General features: G+C 68.3%; 11 protein-coding genes. 4 read left to right on the top strand and 7 right to left on the bottom strand.

The genetic code is table 11. The features are described from left to right. Positions 1 to 47: 47 nt before the first annotated feature. From GOALK_RS17770 to GOALK_RS17745, 6 genes are read right to left on the bottom strand one after another with little or no spacing between them, the layout of a single operon-like run. Entirely contained in the window at positions 48 to 872 is an 825-nt protein-coding gene (locus GOALK_RS17770) for an anti-sigma factor (protein WP_006360223.1), read from the bottom strand. Further along, positions 865 to 1,473 (bottom strand): ECF RNA polymerase sigma factor SigK, encoded by a 609-nt coding sequence (gene sigK / locus GOALK_RS17765; protein ID WP_040004322.1) that lies wholly within the window; start codon positions 1,471 to 1,473, stop codon positions 865 to 867. The genes GOALK_RS17770 and sigK overlap by 8 nt, the downstream gene beginning before the upstream one ends. A 47-nt stretch (positions 1,474 to 1,520) precedes the next feature. Further along, the gene (locus tag GOALK_RS17760; RefSeq protein ID WP_006360221.1) at positions 1,521 to 2,303 is read right to left on the bottom strand and encodes an ABC transporter permease; all 783 of its coding nucleotides are present in this window, start codon (positions 2,301 to 2,303) and stop codon (positions 1,521 to 1,523) included. Further along, positions 2,293 to 3,513 carry an ABC transporter ATP-binding protein gene (locus GOALK_RS17755; RefSeq protein WP_006360220.1) on the bottom strand — a complete coding sequence of 407 codons (1,221 nt, stop codon included), beginning with the start codon at positions 3,511 to 3,513 and terminating at the stop codon, positions 2,293 to 2,295. The genes GOALK_RS17760 and GOALK_RS17755 overlap by 11 nt, the downstream gene beginning before the upstream one ends. Further along, entirely contained in the window at positions 3,491 to 3,748 is a 258-nt protein-coding gene (locus tag GOALK_RS17750; protein WP_005197647.1) for an MbtH family protein, read from the bottom strand. The genes GOALK_RS17755 and GOALK_RS17750 overlap by 23 nt, the downstream gene beginning before the upstream one ends. Then, positions 3,748 to 17,541: a non-ribosomal peptide synthetase gene (locus GOALK_RS17745; RefSeq protein WP_006360219.1), complete on the bottom strand. Its 13,794-nt coding sequence runs from the start codon at positions 17,539 to 17,541 to the stop codon at positions 3,748 to 3,750. The genes GOALK_RS17750 and GOALK_RS17745 overlap by 1 nt, the downstream gene beginning before the upstream one ends. A 570-nt stretch (positions 17,542 to 18,111) precedes the next feature. Here GOALK_RS17745 and rplN point away from each other — a divergent pair. From rplN to GOALK_RS17725, 4 genes are read left to right on the top strand one after another with little or no spacing between them, the layout of a single operon-like run. Further along, positions 18,112 to 18,480, top strand: coding sequence for a 50S ribosomal protein L14 (gene rplN, locus GOALK_RS17740; RefSeq protein ID WP_005197644.1), 369 nt, complete (start codon positions 18,112 to 18,114; stop codon positions 18,478 to 18,480). Between the two features lie 2 nt (positions 18,481 to 18,482). After that, positions 18,483 to 18,800 carry a 50S ribosomal protein L24 gene (rplX, locus tag GOALK_RS17735; protein ID WP_005197643.1) on the top strand — a complete coding sequence of 106 codons (318 nt, stop codon included), beginning with the start codon at positions 18,483 to 18,485 and terminating at the stop codon, positions 18,798 to 18,800. Position 18,801: 1 nt separating this feature from the next. Then, the gene (gene rplE, locus GOALK_RS17730) at positions 18,802 to 19,380 is read left to right on the top strand and encodes a 50S ribosomal protein L5 (RefSeq protein ID WP_005197642.1); all 579 of its coding nucleotides are present in this window, start codon (positions 18,802 to 18,804) and stop codon (positions 19,378 to 19,380) included. A 1-nt stretch (position 19,381) separates the two neighbouring features. Continuing rightward, positions 19,382 to 19,567, top strand: coding sequence for a type Z 30S ribosomal protein S14 (locus tag GOALK_RS17725; RefSeq protein ID WP_004019490.1), 186 nt, complete (start codon positions 19,382 to 19,384; stop codon positions 19,565 to 19,567). Positions 19,568 to 19,640: 73 nt separating this feature from the next. Here GOALK_RS17725 and GOALK_RS17720 read toward each other — a convergent pair whose 3' ends face one another. Next, entirely contained in the window at positions 19,641 to 20,096 is a 456-nt protein-coding gene (locus tag GOALK_RS17720) for an SRPBCC family protein (protein ID WP_006360218.1), read from the bottom strand. Positions 20,097 to 20,103 lie beyond the last annotated feature (7 nt).

The following is a 20,103-nucleotide window of genomic DNA, read 5'->3' as shown; positions in this document are numbered from 1 at the left end:
TCAGTGTAGGCATCGGATACAGGCGGACCGGGCGGTACCGCTTGGGCTCAGAGCGGGACCTGAGCCAGGATCGGCGTGGTCGGCTGCGGGGAACCACCCGCGGGCTCGATGGTCACCGCCAGAACCTGCGAGTCTCCGAGATCGTCGACGACGACGGGTTCGGTGTCGCCGCCGGGGATCAGACCGGCCGGGATCGGATTCTCCGATCCGCCCACCAGCCAGAGCTGGAAGGTGCTGTCCGGTGAGAGTGGACTGCCCACGTCCCGGATCAAGGTCACCGCGTGTCCGGCGGTCGCGGAGGTGATGACGGTGATCGTGCCGTGGTCGTCCGCGAGGGGTTCGGCCGTGACGGTCGCATCACCGGCGGCGAGGACCGTGAGGACCTCCTGTTGCGTCTCGCCGACCGCGATCGCCGCGGGTGAGGGCTCCGGTGCCGTGGTGCGGCCGATGAGCACGCCGGCGCCGAGGGCGACGGCGACGGTCGCCGCGGCGGCGGCGAGCACGGCTGCCTTCCGCCGCGGACTCTGTCGGCGTCCGCCGATGGGGACGGGCTGGGGTGTCGTCGACGGTTCCGGGCCGTTGGTCTCGTCGGCCCCGTCGAAGACATGGGTCAGCACCCGGCGCCGAAGATCGGAGGGCGCCTCCAGTGCGTATGTACTCGCCAGTCCGGCCATGGTGGTGAGGATCTCGACGATCCGGGCCTCGTAGGCCGATCGCACATCCGGCGACAGTGCGGCGAGTTCCCGTTCCGCCCGGAGGGTCTCCTCCGGGGTCAGGGCGGAAACGGCATACAGCTCGATGTGGTCGTCGAGCCAGGCGGACATTCGGTCGTCGGGCTCCGCGTCGGTGGTTGTCATGGTCAGGTCAGGCATCCTCCCGCGTCCTCAAGCACTGTTTCAGGCGGCGAAGGCCGTCCCTGATGCGGGACTTGACGGTGGGCAAGGGGGTCTCGGTCTGCTGCGCCACCTCCGGGTAGGTCAGACCGCCGAAGTAGGACATCTCGATGGAGCTCCGTTGCAGATCGGTGAGCTCGCCGAGGCATGTGCGTAGCGTACGCGCCTCGTCGGCGTGGACAACGACCTCGAGCGGAATGTTGCGGGGGGTCTCCACCGAGGCGGCACCGTAGTCGGACATCCGGTCCTGCTGGAGCTGTTCGCTGCGTACGCGATCGACGGCGCGGCGATGGGCGATGGTCATCATCCAGGTGAGGACTGACCCCCGGGCGGCGTGGTACTGGTCCGCCTTCTGCCAGTACTGCAGGTAGGCCTCCTGCACGATCTCCTCCGCGTATTCGCGGTCGCGGACCACGCGGAACGCGAGTCCGTAGATGCGCGAACTCGTCAGGTCGTACAGACGCGTGAACGCGGCACGGTCCCCGGTGGAAGCCGATTCGAGAAGATCGCGCAACAAACGAGATTCGTGTCCACGTCCGTGGTCCGCGTCGGGGGTTGCGCCGCCGTCGTCCGATGTCACCTCATCACGGTAACCGGAATGGTCGGATCTTCTCCGGCGATCTGCGATCACCGGTTCGCTGAACGTCGGTAAAGGACAAGGGACACAGGGACGCACACGGCCAGGATGACCAACGACGAGCCCACCGCATACCCCACGGCATGGTCGGCGACCCACCCGGTCGCGGTCGGGAACATCGGTGGTGCCTCGTTCCCGAACAGCTGCCGGCAGGCGGTCGCGACGGCGGTCACCGGGTTCCATTCCGCGATGGTGCGAAGGGGTCCGGGGAGGCTCTGCGCGGAGATGAACGCGCTCGACAGGAAGGTCACCGGGAACATCCAGAGAAACCCGATGCTCTGCGCCGCTTCGACATTCGGCGCCGCCAGGCCGCTCACGGCACCGACCCAAGCCATCGCGACGGCGAAGAGCCCGATGATGCCGAAGGCGATCGCGGCGTCGGCGGCGCTGCCGTAGATCCGCCAACCGATGGCCAGGCCGCAGGCGACCATCACCGCCAGTCCGACGGCGCCCAGGAGCATGTCCGAGGTGACCCGGCCGCTGATGACCCCCAGACGGGACATCGGCAGTGAGCGGAGGCGGTCGATGATCCCGTCCGAGGTGTCGTTCGCCAGACCGACAGTGGTGAAGGCGGCGTTGAACACGACGGTCTGCGTGAAGATGCCCGCCATCAGGAACTCGCGGTAGGAACTACCGCCGAAGGTCGCGCCGAAGACATAGGCGAAGAGGAAGACGAACATCAGCGGCTGGATCGTCGCGCTGATGAGGAGCGTCGGTATGCGCTTGACGGTCAGTAGATTTCGTTCGACCAGTACTGCGGTGTCAGTGAACACGGGCTCGCTCCGATCGGCTGGGCGGAATGTCGGTTACGTCCGCGAAGGTGTCGTCTGTTCCGACGACAACCTCGGAAAAACGGTCGACTGCCTTGCCATTGAGGTCCGATTCGGTGGCCGTGATGTCCGATTCGGTTGGCGTGTCGGCGATCTCGTCGACCGGAGGGGTCTTGTCACCGGAACGCTCGGTGAGTGTCAGGAAGACGTCGTCGAGGGTGGGTGTCGACACGGATGCGTCGACGACGTCGATGCCGGCCGTCGACAGCGCCCGGACCGCCGCGACCGCACTTCGGGTGCCCGCGTCGACGGGAACCGACCAGCGCGCCGAATCGGTGTCGGTGTCACCGCTGGGTCCGAGGCGTTCCGCCGGTCCGACCCCGATGTCGGTGAGGGATGCCGAAACCTGCGCGTCGGCGTCGTCCGTATGGGGGACAACGACTTCGACGGTGAGTATCGATCCACCGGTGGCGGACTTCAGCTCTGCCGCGCTTCCCTGGGCCCGGATCGTGCCGTGGTCGATGACGGTGATCTCGTCGGCGAGGGCGTCGGCCTCCTCGAGGTATTGCGTCGTCAGCAGGACCGTCGCGCCGGAGCTGACCTGCTCGGCGATGACCTCCCACATCTGGCGCCGTCCGCGCGGGTCGAGTCCGGTCGTCGGTTCGTCGAGGATGACCAGTGAGGGGCGGTTGATGAGGGCGCCGGCGAGATCGAGGCGACGCCGCATGCCGCCCGAGTAGGTCCGCATCGGCCGGTCGGCGGCATCCTCGAGGTTCAGCTCCGCGATCAGTTCGCGGGCACGTTCCGATGCCAGCGCACGCGGTTGCCCGTACAACTGACCGACCATGCGCAGATTCTCGAAACCGGTCAGGTTCCCGTCCACGGCGGCGTACTGGCCGGACACCCCGACGATCTTCCGGACCGCGCCGGGATCGGCGATGGCATCGATGCCGTCGACGATGACCGAGCCCTCGTCGGGGGTCATCAGCGTCGCCACCGCGCGGACCGTGGTCGTCTTGCCCGCGCCGTTGGGGCCGAGGAGGGCGTGCACCGTTCCGGTGGGGACCGAGAGATCCAGGCCGTTCAGGGCATGGACACGCGGACCGCGGCCGAACAATCCGGTGCGGAAGGTCTTCTGCAGCCCGCGGAGCTCCAATGCGTACGGTGACGCCCCACGGTCCGGTGCGTCGTCAGCGATACTGTGTCGCCCCACGGGTGACCTCGCTTCCCTCGTCCTGTGCGCTCTCCATCGTCCGGATCAGGCTGGCGGGCCGCATGTCTCGCCAGTTCTGTTCGACGTACTCGAGGCATTCGTCGTGGCCGGACGGTCCGAAGACGGTCCGCCAGCCGTCGGGGACGGGGGCGAACTCCGGCCACAGCGAGTGTTGGTTCTCGTGGTTGACGAGCACCCGGAAGACTCCGTCGGTGTCATCGAAGGGATTGGTCATCACTTCTCCTGTCGTGTGGCGGCCGCCGGAGCTCCCGGCGATACACCGATGGCATGTACCCAGTCGGACACGTGCTCGGGCAACATCATTCGTGCGTGGGTGCTGTGCGCCTCGATCTCGACGACCCGTCCGGTCACCTTCGAGTGCCAGGCATCGACGGCGGGCGCGCCGGGCTGGGGGTCGACGGTTGCGGTGACGAAGGTCAGGTCGCCGTCGTAGAGACGCGGCCGCCACCTCTCGGCCAACGGGGAGGCGTGGCGGAACACCTCGTGGACCGTGCCCAGGGCCTCCCGGGTGAGCCCACCGAGCGCCCCGCCCACCGTGGAGATGAGGCGGTGGGCATCGGCGACGGTGAGTTCGTCTGTTCCGGAGAGGTCTTCGCTGTCGAGTTCCAGGCCGAACTCGCGCATCAGGTCGGTGATCGACGCCTCGGCGTCGAGGTCGGGTCGCTCGGAGATGACGTAGCTGTCGAGCACGACGAGCCGGGCGACCTCGTCGCCGGCCTCGCGCAGCTGCACCGCCATCTCGTGCGCGATCAGTCCGCCGAGGGACCACCCGACGAGGTGATACGGACCTTCCGGCGCAACGGTCCGGATCTGCGCCACGTACTCGGCGGCGAGGTCGCCGATCGAGCGTGGGCAGGGCTTCCCGGACAACGCCGGATGTTGCAGCCCGTACAGGGGGCGGCCGGCGGGAAGGTGGGGCAGGAGCGAGGTGAAGCTCCACGACAGCCCGATCGCCGGATGGACGACGAACAGAGGTGGCTCGCCGCCGCTTTCGGCGATGTCACCGCGTTGCCGACGCAGCGGCAGGAGCATGTCCAGCCCTGCCGTGCCGGACTGTTCCGACGGGTCGCTCGGAGCCGCCCCGTCGATGCCCAGTGCCGCAGCGAGTTCCGCCGGGCTCGGCGCGCCGAAGAGCGACTGCGCGGACACCTGGCGGCCGGTCCGTTCGGTCAGGCGGGAGGTGACGGCGGTGGCCAGCAGGGAATTGCCCCCGAGGTCGAAGAAGCCGTCGTCGGCTCCGATGGTGTCCGGGGCGACCTCCAGGACCTCGGCGAAGATCTGCGCGATCGTCGTCTCGCCGCCCGGGGCCGGTGCGCGACGCGCGGCGTCGTCGGTGGGCGCGGGCAGCGCCTTGCGGTCGAGCTTGCCGGTGGGGGTCAGCGGGATGGAGTCGAGCAGGGTCACCGAGGTCGGCACCATGTGCCGGGGGAGCCGGCGACTCACGCGGCGTCGTAGATCGGCGGGGTCCGGTGCGGTTGCGTCGGCCGCGGTGACGTAGCTGCGGAGCTTCGCCGCCGCGCCGGTCCCTTCGACGAGGGTCACCGCGAAGTCGACATCCGGCTCGGTCGTCAGGGCGTCGTCGATCTCGCCGAGCTCGACCCGGAAGCCGCGGACCTGCACCTGGGTGTCGCTGCGGCCCACGTAGACCAGTCGCCCGTCCTCGGTCCAGCGGACCAGGTCGCCGGTGCGATACATCCGACGACCGGCGAAACGCGGTCCGGTGACCATCGGCGCCGGCACGAAGCGGGTCGAGGTGAGGCCCGGCCGGTGATGGTAACCCCGGGTGACCTGCGGTCCCATGAGATAGAGCTCGCCCACCACCCCGGCCGGGACGGGATGCAGACGCTTGTCGAGGACGAGCGCTCCCACCCCGTTGTTCGGCGTGCCGATCGTCAATTGCCGGTCGGGGGCGAGGGATTCGCTGCCGGTGATGATGATCGTGGTCTCGGTCGGACCGTACACGTTGATCAGGGTGCGTCCGGGAGCCCAGCGCCGGACCAGGTCGGCGCCGTAGTCCTCACCCCCGACGGCGAGCGCCCGCAGCGAGGGCACCGCGGCCGGTGACATGCTCGCGACGGCCGCCGGCGTGATGAACGCATGGGTGACCTGCGCGGAGTCGATGACATCGCTGAGGGCCTCACCGCCGTAGACCTGCGGTCCGACGATGACCAGCGGCGCCGAACCGGCAAGCGCGAGCAGCATTTCCAGGACCGACGCGTCGAAGCTGGGCGACGCGAAGTGCAGCACCCGCGACATCGGGCCGGGGGCCAACCGGTGGGCGAGTTCGTCGTGCACCGGACGCAACCCGGAATGCGGCACGAGTACGCCTTTCGGACGGCCGGTCGAACCGGACGTGTAGATGATGTACGCGAGCTGATCGGGCCGGATCGTCGAACCGCGTTCGGCATCGGTGATCGGCGACGGCGACGAGTGCTGCAATCGGGTCATCGTCGTCACGTCGTCGAGGACGAGCAGCGGTGTCGGTTCCCCGGCCATCCCCGCGGCGATGGATTCGGTTGCGGCCGAGGTCGTCACGACGAGCCGTGCACCGCTGTCGCCGAGCATGTGGGCGATCCGGTCGGCAGGATAAGTGGGGTCGATCGGCACATAGGCAGCACCGGTCTTCACGATGGCCCAGATCGCCACGAGAGACTCGATGGACCGCTGCACGGCCATTGCGACTACGTGTTCGGCGTCCGCGGCGCCGACGCCGCGACCCAGCAGGACGCGGGCCAACCGGTTCGAACGGGCGTCGAGCTCTGCGTAGGTGATGGTTTCGGGTGACTCCGGCGAGCCCGCCATCGCCGCCACACCATCGGGGTTGCGTTGCACGGCCTGCGCGAACAACCGGTCGAGCGTCGTCGGCATCTGCGCCGGACGTCCGAGTGATGGTGTGCGCTCGGCGATCTCGAGCGGGTCGGTGATCCGGATGTCACCGATCGGGCGGCCCGGGTCACCCAGCATGCCGCGTACGACCCGCATCAGGCGCGTGGCCAGGAGTTCGGCATCCTGTCGGCGATATCGAGCGGTGTCGTAGGTGACCTGGAGGGCGGCGTCGCCGTCGCGTATGCCGGTGATCGTGAACTGAAGGTCGAATTTCGCTTCCGGGGAATCGAATTCGGCGATCGATGCGCGGAGTCCGGCATCCATCTCGATGGTCGCCGCCGGCAGGCCGTCGGCCGGAACCCCGGTGTTCCCGGCCGTGTAGTCGTGGACCGACAGCGCGACCTGGAACAGCGGATGCCGTCCGGGGGTGCGCGGCGGGTTCAGCGACGCGACGATGTCGTCGAACGGCAGGCCGCGGTGGTCGAGTGCGTCGACGTCGGCGTCGCGAATCCGGCGGACGAGTCCGGCGACCGTGTCGGCCGCCGCCAGACGCGTCCGCAGCGGCACGACGTTGACGAACATGCCCACCACACCGCTGTAGTCGTGGTCGGCGTCGTGCCCAATGCGATTCGCGACCGGGCTGCCGACGACCAGATCGGTGCCGAGGCCGAGCCGGTGCAGCAGGATCGCCAGCGCCGTGTGCAGCACCGAGAACGGCGTGGTCGACTGCTCACGGGCGAAGGCGACCAGGCCCGCTCGCGTGTGTGCCGGAAGCCCGAGACTCACCGAGCCCGCTCCGGACTCGGATGGCTGTGCGTCATCCGTCAGCGGCGCGACGGTGGTCTCCGCCGGGGCATCGGCGAGGGTCTCCTCCCAGAAGCGGAGGTCGTGGGCGAGGCTCTCGGCGTCGGCACTCTCGACCGCGTGGTCGCGGTAGTCGACGTCGGCCGGGGGCCAGTTCTCGGTACGGCCGCGTCGACGTTCGCCGTAGGCACGGGTGAGGTCGGCCACGAGGATCGGCAACGACGCACCGTCGGCGGCGATGTGATGCACGACGAGCACGAGTACGTGCTCGGTCTCCGAGCCGGTGGTCGAGCTGTCCGCGACGAGTGTTGCGGTGATCGGCGCATGTCGGGCGAGATCCATCGGCCGGGTTGCGTGCCGGGCGATCTCGGCGGCGACGTCGGTCGTCCACTGCACGGCGAGGTCCCCGATCACCGCCTCCGGGTCGTCGAGCACGCGACCCATGGGGCCGTGCTCGCCGGGTTCGAAGACGGTACGCAGGCTGGTGTGCCGGGCCACGATGTCGACGAGTGCGCCGCGCAGGGCCGGCACGTCGAGTTCTCCGCGAAGACGCAGCACGAAGGGCATCAGGTACTCCGTGGATTCCGGGTTCGCGGTGGCCATCGAGTGGAGTCGACGTTGGGCGGGCGCCAGCGGGAACCGCTCGGGTCGGACCGGAATGCGTTCGGATGCGTCGTCTTCGGATGAACCGGCGTCGGCCGCGGCCGGTGCACTCACGTTCCAACCCTCCGGGAGCGTGAGCAGCGGCGCCAGCGATTCGGGTGTCGGATGGTCGAAGACGTCGCGGACCCGGAGCCGTTCGCCGACGTGGACCCGGTTGATCCGGCTGACAAGGGTGGTCGCCTGCAGCGACGTGCCACCGAGGAGGAAGAAGTCGTCAGTGGCGCCGACCTCGTCGGGACGGAGATCGAGAACGTCGGCGAGGATGTGCGTCAGCGTGGTCTCGGCGAGAGAACGCGGAGCCCGTCCCGTCGACGACAGTGCTGTCGTGGCGGGATCGGGGAGAGCGCGATGATCGAGTTTTCCGTTGCGGGTCAACGGGATCGAGTCGAGCACGACGATCGCGGACGGGACCATGTGACGCGGGAGTCGCTGCCGGACGGTGTCGAGTATGGCTGCGATGTCCGGCGCGTCGGCCGGGTCGGTGAGGGTGACGTACCCGACGAGCACGGAGTCGGCCCCCTGCCCGCGGACGATCGTCGTCGCGAAGTCGACACCCTCGGCTGCTCCGAGCGCGGCGGTGACCTCGTCGAGTTCGATACGGAAACCGCGCACCTTGACCTGGTTGTCGCTGCGGCCGTGGTAGATCAGCGATCCGTCGGCGTCGCGCCGGACGATGTCACCGGTGCGGTACATGAGGTCGCCGGAACCGTCGGGTCGGGCGACGAAACGGGCGGCGGTCGGGCCGCGCCGGTCGAGATAGCCACGGGCGACCCCGGGGCCGCTGATGTACAGCTCACCGGGGACGTGATCGGGCACCGGGCGCAGGCGATGGTCGAGGACCAGTGCGGTGCAGTCGACGACCGGGGTGCCGATGGTGATCGGCGTTCCCGGACGGAGCGGCTCCGACATGACGGCGACGATCGTGGTCTCGGTCGGGCCGTAGGAGTTGATGTAGCTGCGGTCGGCTCCCCAGCGCGCCACCAGCTCCGGCGTGGAGGCCTCGCCTCCGACACCGAGTGTGCGCAGCGCAGGGAGTGGATGCGGCGCGGCGGTGGCCAGCGCAGCCGGGGTGATGAACGCGTGGGTGACCGCGTGGTCGTCGAGGAAGTCGACGAGTTCGTCGCCGCCGTAGATCGTCGACGGGACGATCACCATCGTCGCGCCGACCTCGAACGCCAGGAGGAACTCGAGCATCGCGGCGTCGAAGGCGGGGGAGGCGAAGTGCAGCGTGCGGTCTCCGGGCGCCACCCGGTAGCGATCGCGTTGCGCTGCAGCGAATGCGGCCAGGCCACGGTGGGTCACGCTGACGCCCTTGGGTTTTCCGGTCGATCCGGAGGTGTAGACCACATAGGCGAGCGAGTCGACGTGGCGCGGACCCGTGAGCGAGTCGGCATCCGGGGTCGGGTTCTCCCACGGGACACCCAACATGCCGGGGGAGGCCCACCAGATCTCCTGCGGCACATCCGCGAACCGGTCCGCGGTCGTGATGCCCAGCCTCGCCCCGGAGTCGGCGATCATGTGGGCGATCCGGTCGGCGGGGTATCGGGTGTCGACCGGGAGGATCGCGGCCCCGCTCTTGGCGATCGCCCAGGTCGCGATCACCGACTCGATGCTGCGATCGAGTGCGACGGCGACGACGTCGTCGGTGCCCACCGCGAAGGCCTGCAGGTTGTGCGCCCAGATCGTCGAGAATTCGTCGATCTCGGAGTAGGTCAGACTGCGATCGGAGTCCTCCACGGCCACCCGGTCGGGAAACCGGCGTGCGGTTGCCGTGATGATGTCGGCGAGGTGACGCGGCGTGATCGTGGGCTCGGTGTTCGGTTGCCGGGCGGCGATCGCCGTCGTCGTCAAGGGGAGATCGTCGATGGGCACGTCGGGATGTGCCGTCGCGGCGTCGGCGAGTTCGGCGAACATCCGGGCCAGGGCCTCGACGCGAGGGCGGGTGTGGACGTCGGTCGCATAGGTGAACCGCGCACGCCCGTCCCGGATGCGGAGCTCGAGATCGAAACGGGCCACACCGGTGTCGATCTCGTCGGCGTCGATGCGGAGGTCGGAGATCCCGGAGTCGCCGTCGAGCGGACCGGATGTCCCGATGCCGGTGGAGGCGTCGCTCGTCTGGGCGTCGAAGGCGAGCGCGATCTGGAAGATCGGATGCCGGCCGGTACGAGGCGGATTGACCATCGAGACAATCCGCTCGAACGGCATGTCGGACTGCGACAGCGCCTCGAGGTCACGGTGGCGAACGGAGTCGAGCAGCGCCGTGAAGCTCTCGCGACCGTCCACCGGTGTCCTCAGGACCACCGAGTTCACGAACATCCCGACGACGTCGGCGAGACGGGGGTCGTTGCGCCCGGCGACTGGAGTGCCGATGACGATGTCGGAGGCCGCGCCGCCGACATGGGTGGCCGGATCGGCGTGCAGACGGTGGAGCAGCGCCGCGAACAGCGCGTGCACACTCATGAATTCGGTTGCGCGACCCGGGGACACGGCCATCAGCCGGCCACGGATCTCGGCGCCGAACTCGACCTCGACGACCTCGGCACGTCGCGTCTGTCCGGCCGGGGCGTCGGGGATCAGGATGGGACCGGCGTCGATCCCGTCGAGCTCGCGCCGCCACCATTCCGTGAGCTCGCCGTGGTCGGCGAGGTTCTCGGCCTGCCACCGCAGGTAGTCGAGGTAGTCGATCGCGGCGTCGGTCACGGGCTTCGCGCCCGCTGCGGCATCCTCACGGAGTTCGGCGTAGGTGCGGGTGATGTCCCGATGGAGCGGGATCATCGACCACCCGTCGGCGGCGATGTGGTGGATGACGATCGACAGCCGGTGGTGCATGGCGTCGCCATCGATCCGATGCAATGCGGTCCGCAGCGGGAGGTCGGTGGTCAGGTCGAACGGGCAAGCGGCGAGAGCACGGGCCAGGTCCGGCCACTGCGCTTCCGTGGTGTCGGTGACCGCGAGATCGAGAGTCACGGCGTCGGCGGGGCGCACATCGAGGACAGGCCTGCCGTCGAGGTCCGGATACACGGTTCGCAGCATCACGTGACGGTCGACGGTGTGCCGGATCGCGGCGGCGAGTGCGTCCACGTCAAGCAGGCCACGGAGATCGAGTGCGAACGCGATCGCGTAACCGGCTGTCGCGGAGCCGTCGCCATCGGCGGCCTCGCCGACGGCGAGCTGATTGAGGAACCACAGCTGTTGCTGGGCGGGGCCGGGCTCGACGGGTGCGTCGGGGTCGTGCACGAGACGGGGGATACGCGTCTCGTCGGTGTCCGCTCGCTCGGTGTCCCGTCCGGGCACGAGGCGAGCGATGGCGGCGACGGTCGAATGGTCGAAGACCTCACGCACCGGTATCCGGTGACCGGTCAGGTGCTCGAGCGCACCGACGATCTGGGTCGCCAGCAGCGAGTTCCCGCCGAGGTCGAAGAAGTCGTGATGACGGCCGACGGTACCGGGTTCGAGGTCCAGACGTTCGGCGATGAGGTCGGCCACCGCCTGCTCGGTGGGTGTGAGCGGCGCGACATACACGACGCCGGTCTCGGCCGGCAGGGCCTCCGGCGCGGGCAGCGCGCGCAGGTCGACCTTGCCGATCGGTGTCGTCGGGATCTCGTCGAGTTCGACGATCGTCGACGGGATCATGTGTCGCGGAAGACGATCCGACAGACGGTCACGCACGTCGGACGCTGTGTCGAAGGTGCCGTCAGTCATCGTCACGTACGAGACGAGATGAGCGCGGTCGCCCTCGCCGTGGGTGGTCGTGACCGCCGCACGCACCGCGGCGTCGGCGACGAGCACGGCGTCGATCTCGCCGAGTTCGATACGGTGACCGCGGACCTTGGTCTGATGGTCGGCGCGCCCTCGGAACTCGAGCTCGTGGTCGGTCGTCCAACGCACCAGGTCGCCGGTGCGGTACATCCGCTCGCCCGGATCACCGAACGGGTTGGCGATGAACCTCTTCGAGGTCAGTGGGCGCACCCCGTGGTACCCGCGGGCGAGATGCTCACCGGCGATGTACAACTCGCCGACCGCGCCGGGGGCGACCGGTTGCAGACGCTCGTCGAGCACGAGTGCGGAGACGCCACGAATGGGCCGTCCGATGGTCAGTGTCCGGTAGTCGGGTTCGATCGGCGACGACACGGCCGCGACGACCGTGGTCTCCGTCGGGCCGTAGGCGTTGAACAGCCGCGGCCCGCTCGACCACGTACGCACCACCTCCGGGTTCGGGTGCTCGCCGCCGATGACGAGGGCCTCGAGTTCGGGGACGTCGTCGGGCGACATGGTGGTGAGCACGGACGGGGTGAGGAAGGCATGGGTGACATGGCCTTCCCGCATCAGCTCGGCGAGTTCGGCGCCGCCGACGATGCCCGGCGGGATGATGTGCATCGTCGAACCGGCCGCGATCGCCATCAGGATCTCGAGTACCGACGCGTCGAAACTGGGCGAGGCCATGTGCATGGTCTGGCTGTCGGGGGTGATCCCGTACTGCGTGACCTGCTGCGCTGCGAAGTCCGCGAGACCGCGATGACTGACCACCACGCCCTTGGGGGTGCCGGTGGTGCCGGAGGTGTAGATCAGGTAGGCGGGCTGGTCCACATCGAGCGGGGCCGGGCGTTCGGCGGACGACACCGGGGCGGCGGACATCCGGCGCACCGATTCGATGACCTCGTCGTCGTCGAGAACGAGAGTCTGCGGAAGGTGCCCGGGGCTGCTTGCGGTTTCGTCGGCCAATGCGGTCCGCGGGTCGGCGGAGCGGTCGGTCAGGAGCAGGCAGGCACCGGAGTCGTCGAGCATGTGCGCGATACGCGCCGCCGGGTAGGCCGGGTCGACGGGCACCCACGCGGCCCCGGACCGGGCGACGGCCCACATGGCGATCATCCAGTCCACGCCACGGGGAAGCGCCACCGCGACGTGGCGTTCGGGTCCGGCGCCCCGTTCGATCAGCACCCGCGCGAGCCGGTTCGACGCGGCGTCGAGGTCACGATATGTCAGCGACCGCGTGCCATCGGTGATGGCGATCCGATACGGGGACGACGCGGCGGCCGTGGACAGCAGCGTCGTCAGATGCTCGACGGGTCGGCGTCCCTCGCCGACCGCTGGAACGAGGTCGAGTCGTTCGTGGAGGTCGAGGACCGGCAGGTCGCCGACCGCGGAACTCGGCTGCGCGGTGGCCGCCTGGAGCAGGCGGTCGAGGCGGGAGGAGAGCGCGGTCACCGTGGACCGGTCGAACAGTGCGGTGGCATAACCGATCTCGAGTGAGAGTCCGGCGGGCTCGCCGTCGGTGTCCTGCACCTCGGTGAAAGTGAGCTGGAGGTCGAAGGTGGTGTATCCGGTGTCGACGCGTGACGCGGTCGCCGAGAGGCCGGCGAAGTCGAGGCGGATGGCCGAACGGTCCTCGAGCGCGAGGGACACCTGGAAGAACGGATGGACGTGCGATGACCGGTCTGGGTTGAGTTCGGTGACGAGACGGTCGAAGGGCAGGTCGGCGTTGTCGAAGGCGTTGAGGTCGACGTCGCGTACGTGCGCCAGCAGGTCGACGAACGCGGCGTCCTTGTCGACCGCCGTGCGCAGTGCCAGTGTGTTGACGAACATGCCGACGAGACCGTCGAGGTCGGCGTCCCCGCGCCCGGCGACAGGTGTTCCGACGATGACGTCCGACGATCGGGACAGCGACCGCAGCAGGGCGGCCACGGCGGCGTGCAACACCATGAACACGGTGGAACCGGTGGCGGCGGCCAGTTCTCGGATGGCGCGGTGTGTGTCGGTCGAGACCGTGTGGGTCACCGACGCGCCCGATGCGTCACCACGGCCGGTGCGCGGGCGGTCGAGCGGCAGATCGGTCTCGCCGGGGGCGTCCGCGAGTGTGGCGCGCCAGAAGTCGAGTTCGGCGGTGGCGTCGGCAGACTCGGACAGCCAGGCATGGCGATCGGCACTGACCTGCGAGTAGGTGACGGGCAGTGCCGCCCAGTCGGGTTCGTTTCCTTCCCGCCGGGCGCGATAGGCCGTCGCCAGGTCGCCGGCGAGGGGTGCCAGTGACCATCCGTCCGCGGCGATGTGGTGGACCACCACGGTGAGACGGTGGTCGTCGTCGGAGGTACGGACGAGTCGCGCACGGATCGGCAGGTCGGCGCCCAGATCGAAGGTCTGCGAAGCGAACTCGCGGTCGGGGAGATCGCGCACATCCTCCGTCCGCAAGACCGGCAGGTCGACGGTCACCGTGTCCGGCGATCGCGGCGACATGAAGGCTATGCCGTCTTGTTCGACGACGATGCTCCGCAACGGCTCGTGCCGGACGATGACGTCGGTGAGGGCCTCCCGCAGGGCATCGGTGTCGAGCGTGCCGACGAGTCTGACGGTGAAGGGCATGTTGTAGGTCGCCGCGCCGGCCGGGTCGAGCCGGGTGGCCAGCCACAACCGATGCTGTGCCGGTGACAGTGGCACCGGTGAGTCGGCGAGGAGGGCCGAAGCGGCGCGGGCCGAGGTGGTCCCCGGGGAATCGTCGACTCCGACACCCAGTTCGGTGAGCGCGTCGACGATCCCGCCGACATCCTCGGCGTCGAAGATCGTGCGGATACCGATCCGCCGTCCCGTCGCCTTCGACAGACGGGACGCCACCCGGGTCGCGGACAGCGAGGAGCCGCCGATCGCGAAGAAGTCGTCGCGCAACGAGATCGGTGAGCTCCCCGTCGGATCGGGGTCCAGTCCCAGGACATCGGCGACGGTGCGCACGACGAACCGGTCGAGCGCGGTTTCCGGCGCGACGAACTCGCGGTCGGTGCGGAGCTCTGGGCGGGGGAGCGCACGGCGGTCGAGCTTGCCGTTCGCGGTGGTCGGGAGCTCGTCGAGCACCATGACCACCGTCGGGATCATGTGCCCGGGCAGGGCTGATGCCAGTTCGGTCCGGAGCTCGCGGTTGTGCAGGTCGGCCGTGCCGCTGACGTAGCCGACGAGGACGGGTCCGTCGGCCACGAGATCGTCGCGCACGAGGACACCCGCGGCAGCGACTCCGTGCAGGGAGCCCAGCGCCGACTCGACCTCGCCGAGTTCCACCCGCTGGCCGCGGATCTTCACCTGGGAGTCGGTGCGTCCCAGGTACTCCAGTTCACCGTCGTCGTTCATCCGGACCAGATCGCCGGTGCGGTAGAGACGTTCGCCGGTTCCGTCGGGGGAGGCGATGAATCGCGCCGCGGTCAGATCGGGCCGTGACCGGTAGCCGCGGGCGAGCTGGACGCCGCCGAGATACAGCTCGCCGACCGCTCGGGGCGGCTGCGGGCGCAACCGGTGGTCGAGGACGTGGACGCTGGTGTTCCACACCGGTCGGCCGATGGGCACGACCGGCACGTCGGCGCGGCAGGCGTCGTGGTGGGTCACGTCGATGGCCGCCTCGGTGGGGCCGTAGAGATTGTGGATCGGGGCGGAGGTGAGTGCCGCCGTCGCACCGACCGTGCCCGGTGTCAGGGCCTCGCCGCTGGTGAAGATCTGGCGCAACGACCCCAGGGTCGTCGAGGCGCGACGGTGTGCACCGCCCGGGGTGTCGGAGTCGGCGGAGAGGGCTGCGGAGAACGCGGTGAGCATCGACGGGACGAAATGCACCGTGGTGATGCGGTGTTCGTCGATCACGTCGCGCAGGTACCAGGGGTCGCGGTGTCCGTCGGGCGAGGGGACCACGAGCGCGGCACCGGTGACGAACGGCCAGAAGAACTCCCAGACCGACACGTCGAAGGTGGCCGGGGTCTTCTGCAGGACGCGATCGGACTCGGTGAGGGAATACCATTCCTGCATCCATCCGAGCCGGTTGACGATCGCACGGTGGGTGATCGCCACGCCCTTGGGCTTGCCGGTCGAGCCGGAGGTGAACAGCAGGTACGCGGTGTTGTCGGGGCCGGCGACCCGAGCGGGTTCCCGTAGGTCGGGGTTCGCGCGCAGTTCGCCCAGGTTCTCCTCGGTGAGGACGAGATCCGGGGCGGCCACCGCCAGGATGTGCTCGAGACGATCGGCCGGCTCGTCCGGGTCGACCGGGACGAAGGCCGCGCCCGCCCGGAGGACGGCGTGCAGCGCCAGTACCTGGTCGACGCTGCGTCGGAGTCGGACGGCGACGATGCTTTCCGCTCCGATGCCGCGATCCTGCAGCGCGGTTGCCAGGGACCGTGTCTGCCGGGCGAACTCGGCATGGGAGAGTGGCTCGGTTTCGACCGAATCCCGCGGGTGCGCTGCGATGAGGGCGGGCGCTTCGGGATGGGCTGCGGCAGCCTCGTCCAACAGGTGGACCAGGGTGCGGTCGCCGAGTTCGACGTGGGCGCCGGTGGAGTGTTGCGACAACTCCGCGTACTCACACTCACGCAGCACGCTGACATGGGACACCGGGGCGTCGGGAGCGGCGGTGACGAGAGCTTCGAGGAACTCGACGAGGCGCCGGTGATGGGTGGCGATCTCGTCGTCGGAGTAGATGTTCGGATTCGCCTCCAGATCGACGCTCATACCGCCGTCGAGGCTGTCGTAGACGTTGACCGAGACGTCCTCGATCGGCCCGGTGGACAGCACGTTGAGCTCACCGTGCACAGGCCCGAAGTCGATGTGCTGGAAGAACAGCATCACGTTGACCAGCGGTCCGAAGAACCCGCGACGCGCCCCGGCGGCTCCCAGGATGTCGGCGACGATGTCCTCGTGGCGGTACTTCTGGTGGCGCACGGCGCTCTTGATCTCCGCGTTGACCGCCGCGAGCAGATCGGCCACGGTGGCGACGTCGTCGAGTGCGACGCGCAGCGGGACGACGTTGGAGATGAGGCCCGCGGAGGTACGCAGGATGTCGCGGTCGCGTGCCGCGACCGGAAGGCTGAGGACCGCCTCGTCACGGTCGGTGAACCGGGCGACGTACGCGGCGACGGCGGCGGTGATGACCGACGCCGGCCGAACCCGGTGAGCCCGTGCCAGTGAGCGGATGCGAGTGACAAGTCCATCGTCAAGGGACGCCGAATTGACCTTCGACAGCGGCGCTGCCGGACCGGAACGCCTGGTCAGAGTGGCCGACTCGGGCAGATCGGCCAGATGCTGCGACCAGTACTCCCGATCGGCGGTGAACTTCTCCGAGGTTCGGTACTCGACGTCCATCGCGGCGATCTCGGCCATCGTCGCGGTGTCCGCCAGGGGAGGCGGGGCATCGTTGACGATCGCCGTGTAGTGCGACGAGACGCGGAGCATCAGATACATGGCGGCATAGCCGTCGTACCCGATGTGATGCCCGCGGCAGTACCAGATCGAATGTCCCGGACCGATTCTGAGCAGGTGTGTATCGAGAAGGGGATCGGAGAACATGTCCGGACTCTTCGACCGGTGGTCGTCGATCCAGGCCAGCGCGGCTGCACGCGGGTCCGCGGCGTCGCTGAAATCCTGTGTGCCGACGAACAATCTGCGCGAGCGGTCGATGGTCAGGGTCGGTTCGGCGTCGTCCGTCGGGGTCAGCCGCAGCATGGAAGCTTCGGTTTCCAACTCGGTCAGAGTCGTCGCGCGCTGCAGGATCTCGGGATCGATGTCGACCGGAGCACCGTCGGAACCCGATGTGTCGCCGCGGAACTCGATGTACGCGTCGATGGTGAGCGGCACATCGGGTTCGAGCTGCTGGGCGTAGAAGATGCCGCGCTGGGCGGCCGTCATTGGGATCGTGGGGTCGGGGTCGGACGTGCCCTCGATATGGCTGGTGTGCCGGATCGTGTCTTCAGTGGTCACGCATACCTCCCCTGTGGACGGGCGCCTGGCAGCCGGGAACCGAAGTCGTGAGAAGGCCAGGTCGCGCGTGTCGTGCTGGACGTCGGACCCCGATGGCGTGAAAATGTGGTCACGCTCGGGTCGAAGCAGATCCCCCCGGACTCGTCAGACTTGTCGGGTGCCCCGCCGGCCGCAGATCTGCTTGCTGCGCTCCGGACGGAGAAGGCCGTACTGATCGCTCACGGTTTGAATCGCTCAGTGCGGGCCGGTCTCGTCCCACGAGTGCTTCGTGCGGGGCACTGGGCCAGATGGGTCCGATGCGAAGAAAGTTTTCCCGGTCCGAGCGATTGCTAAACGCCCGAGGGTGCCCGCAGGACGGATTTGGCTCCCACCTGCACGTTCCCCTACACTTGTGGGGTTGCCTGCGGCACTGCTGTGTCGCGAATCGGCTCACGAACCCACTGGGCGAAGTGTCCAGGTGTCACAGCCTGGTGCAAAACCCCAGGCAGGCGTGTGCTCGGTGGCAACGGACCGTGTGCGTCGGGTCGGAAATCCGGCGTACATAAGAAGCCAGGTCAAGGAGACTAACGAGTGATTCAGCAGGAATCTCGCCTGCGGGTCGCCGACAACACCGGTGCCAAGGAAATCTTGTGCATCCGCGTGCTCGGCGGTTCCTCGCGGCGCTACGCCGGCATTGGTGACGTGATCGTCGCCACTGTCAAGGACGCCATCCCCGGCGGCAACGTCAAGAAGGGTGAGGTCGTCAAGGCCGTCATCGTGCGCACCACCAAGGAGCGCCGTCGTCCGGATGGCAGCTACATCCGCTTCGACGAGAACGCCGCCGTCATCCTCAAGGGTGAGAGCGACCCCCGCGGTACCCGCATCTTCGGCCCGGTCGGCCGCGAGCTGCGTGAGAAGAAGTTCATGAAGATCGTGTCGCTGGCACCGGAGGTGATCTGAGCATGAAGGTTCACAAGGGTGACACCGTGATCGTCATCTCGGGCAAGGACAAGGGCGCGAAGGGCAAGGTCATCCAGGCCTTCCCGAAGACCCAGCGTGTCCTCGTCGAGGGCGTCAACCGAATCAAGAAGCACACCGCCGCGTCGGCCAACGAGCGCGGTGCCTCCTCCGGCGGCATCGTGACCCAGGAAGCCTCGATCCACGTCTCGAACGTGATGGTCGTCGATTCCGACGGCAACCCGACTCGCGTCGGCTACCGCGTCGACGAAGAGACCGGCAAGAAGGTCCGGATCTCGCGCAAGAGCGGGAAGGACATCTGAGATGACCACCACTGAGAAGATCCAGCCGCGCCTGAAGACTCGCTACCGCGAGGAGATCAAGAGCCAGCTGAACGAGCAGTTCGAGTACTCCAACGTGATGCTGATCCCCGGCGTCGTGAAGGTCGTCGTGAACATGGGCGTCGGCGACGCCGCCCGTGACGCGAAGCTGATCAACGGCGCTGTCGAGGATCTGGCCAAGATCACCGGTCAGCGTCCGGAGATCCGTCGCGCCCGCAAGTCCATCGCGCAGTTCAAGCTGCGTGAGGGCATGCCGATCGGCGCCCGCGCGACCCTGCGCGGCGACCGCATGTGGGAGTTCCTGGACCGCCTCGTGTCCATCGCCCTCCCGCGTATCCGCGACTTCCGCGGTCTGTCGGACCAGCAGTTCGACGGTAACGGCAACTACACGTTCGGTCTGAACGAGCAGTCGATGTTCCACGAGATCAACATCGACAACATCGACCGCCCGCGGGGTATGGACATCACGGTCGTGACGTCTGCCCGCACGGACGAGGAAGGCCGCGCGCTGCTGCGTGCCCTGGGCTTCCCGTTCAAGGACAACAACGTTAAGGACAACTGACATGGCAAAGAAGGCTCTGGTCAACAAGGCCAACAAGAAGCCCAAGTTCGCCGTGCGGGCCTACACCCGGTGCAACAAGTGCGGTCGCCCGCACTCGGTGTTCCGCAAGTTCGGTCTGTGCCGAATCTGCCTGCGCGACATGGCGCACGCGGGCGAGCTCCCGGGCGTCCAGAAGTCCAGCTGGTGACCTTCACCCAAGGCTGACGCTTTGACGAGCGGCCCCACCTCCTTCGCGGGGGTGGGGCCGTTTTGCGTCGCTGTCACTTCTGGGCGAGCCATTCCTCCATGAGGTCGGGGATGCTCTCGATCGACGCTTTGAGCGAGCGCTGGTAGATGCGCATGACGATCGGGTCGGCCATCTTGCCGAACAGGCCTCCGAAACCGCTGGGGGATTCGACGTGGTAACTCATCCGGACACCGTCGGAGGTCTCCTCCAAGGATGAGTGGGTCGTGAACGGGAACGCTGCTTCGATCGTCTGGAATTCGGTGTCCTTGTAGGTGTCGACGCGGGTGAATTCGCCCCGCCATTCGAAGTTTCGACCGAGGATGTCGTTCTTGCCTTTCCACTGAGCACCGACGGACACCGGGTTGTCGGAGAGCGGGGTCATCTCCACAACCCCGGGGAGATAGGCGGCAATGTTCTCGGGGGTGGTGGTGTACTCCCACACCGTTTCGAGAGGGTGCTTGATGAGGACGGATGCGCTGGCTTCGAGCATGATTGAT

Source organism: Gordonia alkanivorans NBRC 16433 (assembly GCF_000225505.1).
Lineage (GTDB): Bacteria > Actinomycetota > Actinomycetes > Mycobacteriales > Mycobacteriaceae > Gordonia > Gordonia alkanivorans.
The sequence above is the reverse complement of the archived record's forward strand: the minus strand, read 5'-3'. Positions and strand labels throughout refer to the sequence as shown.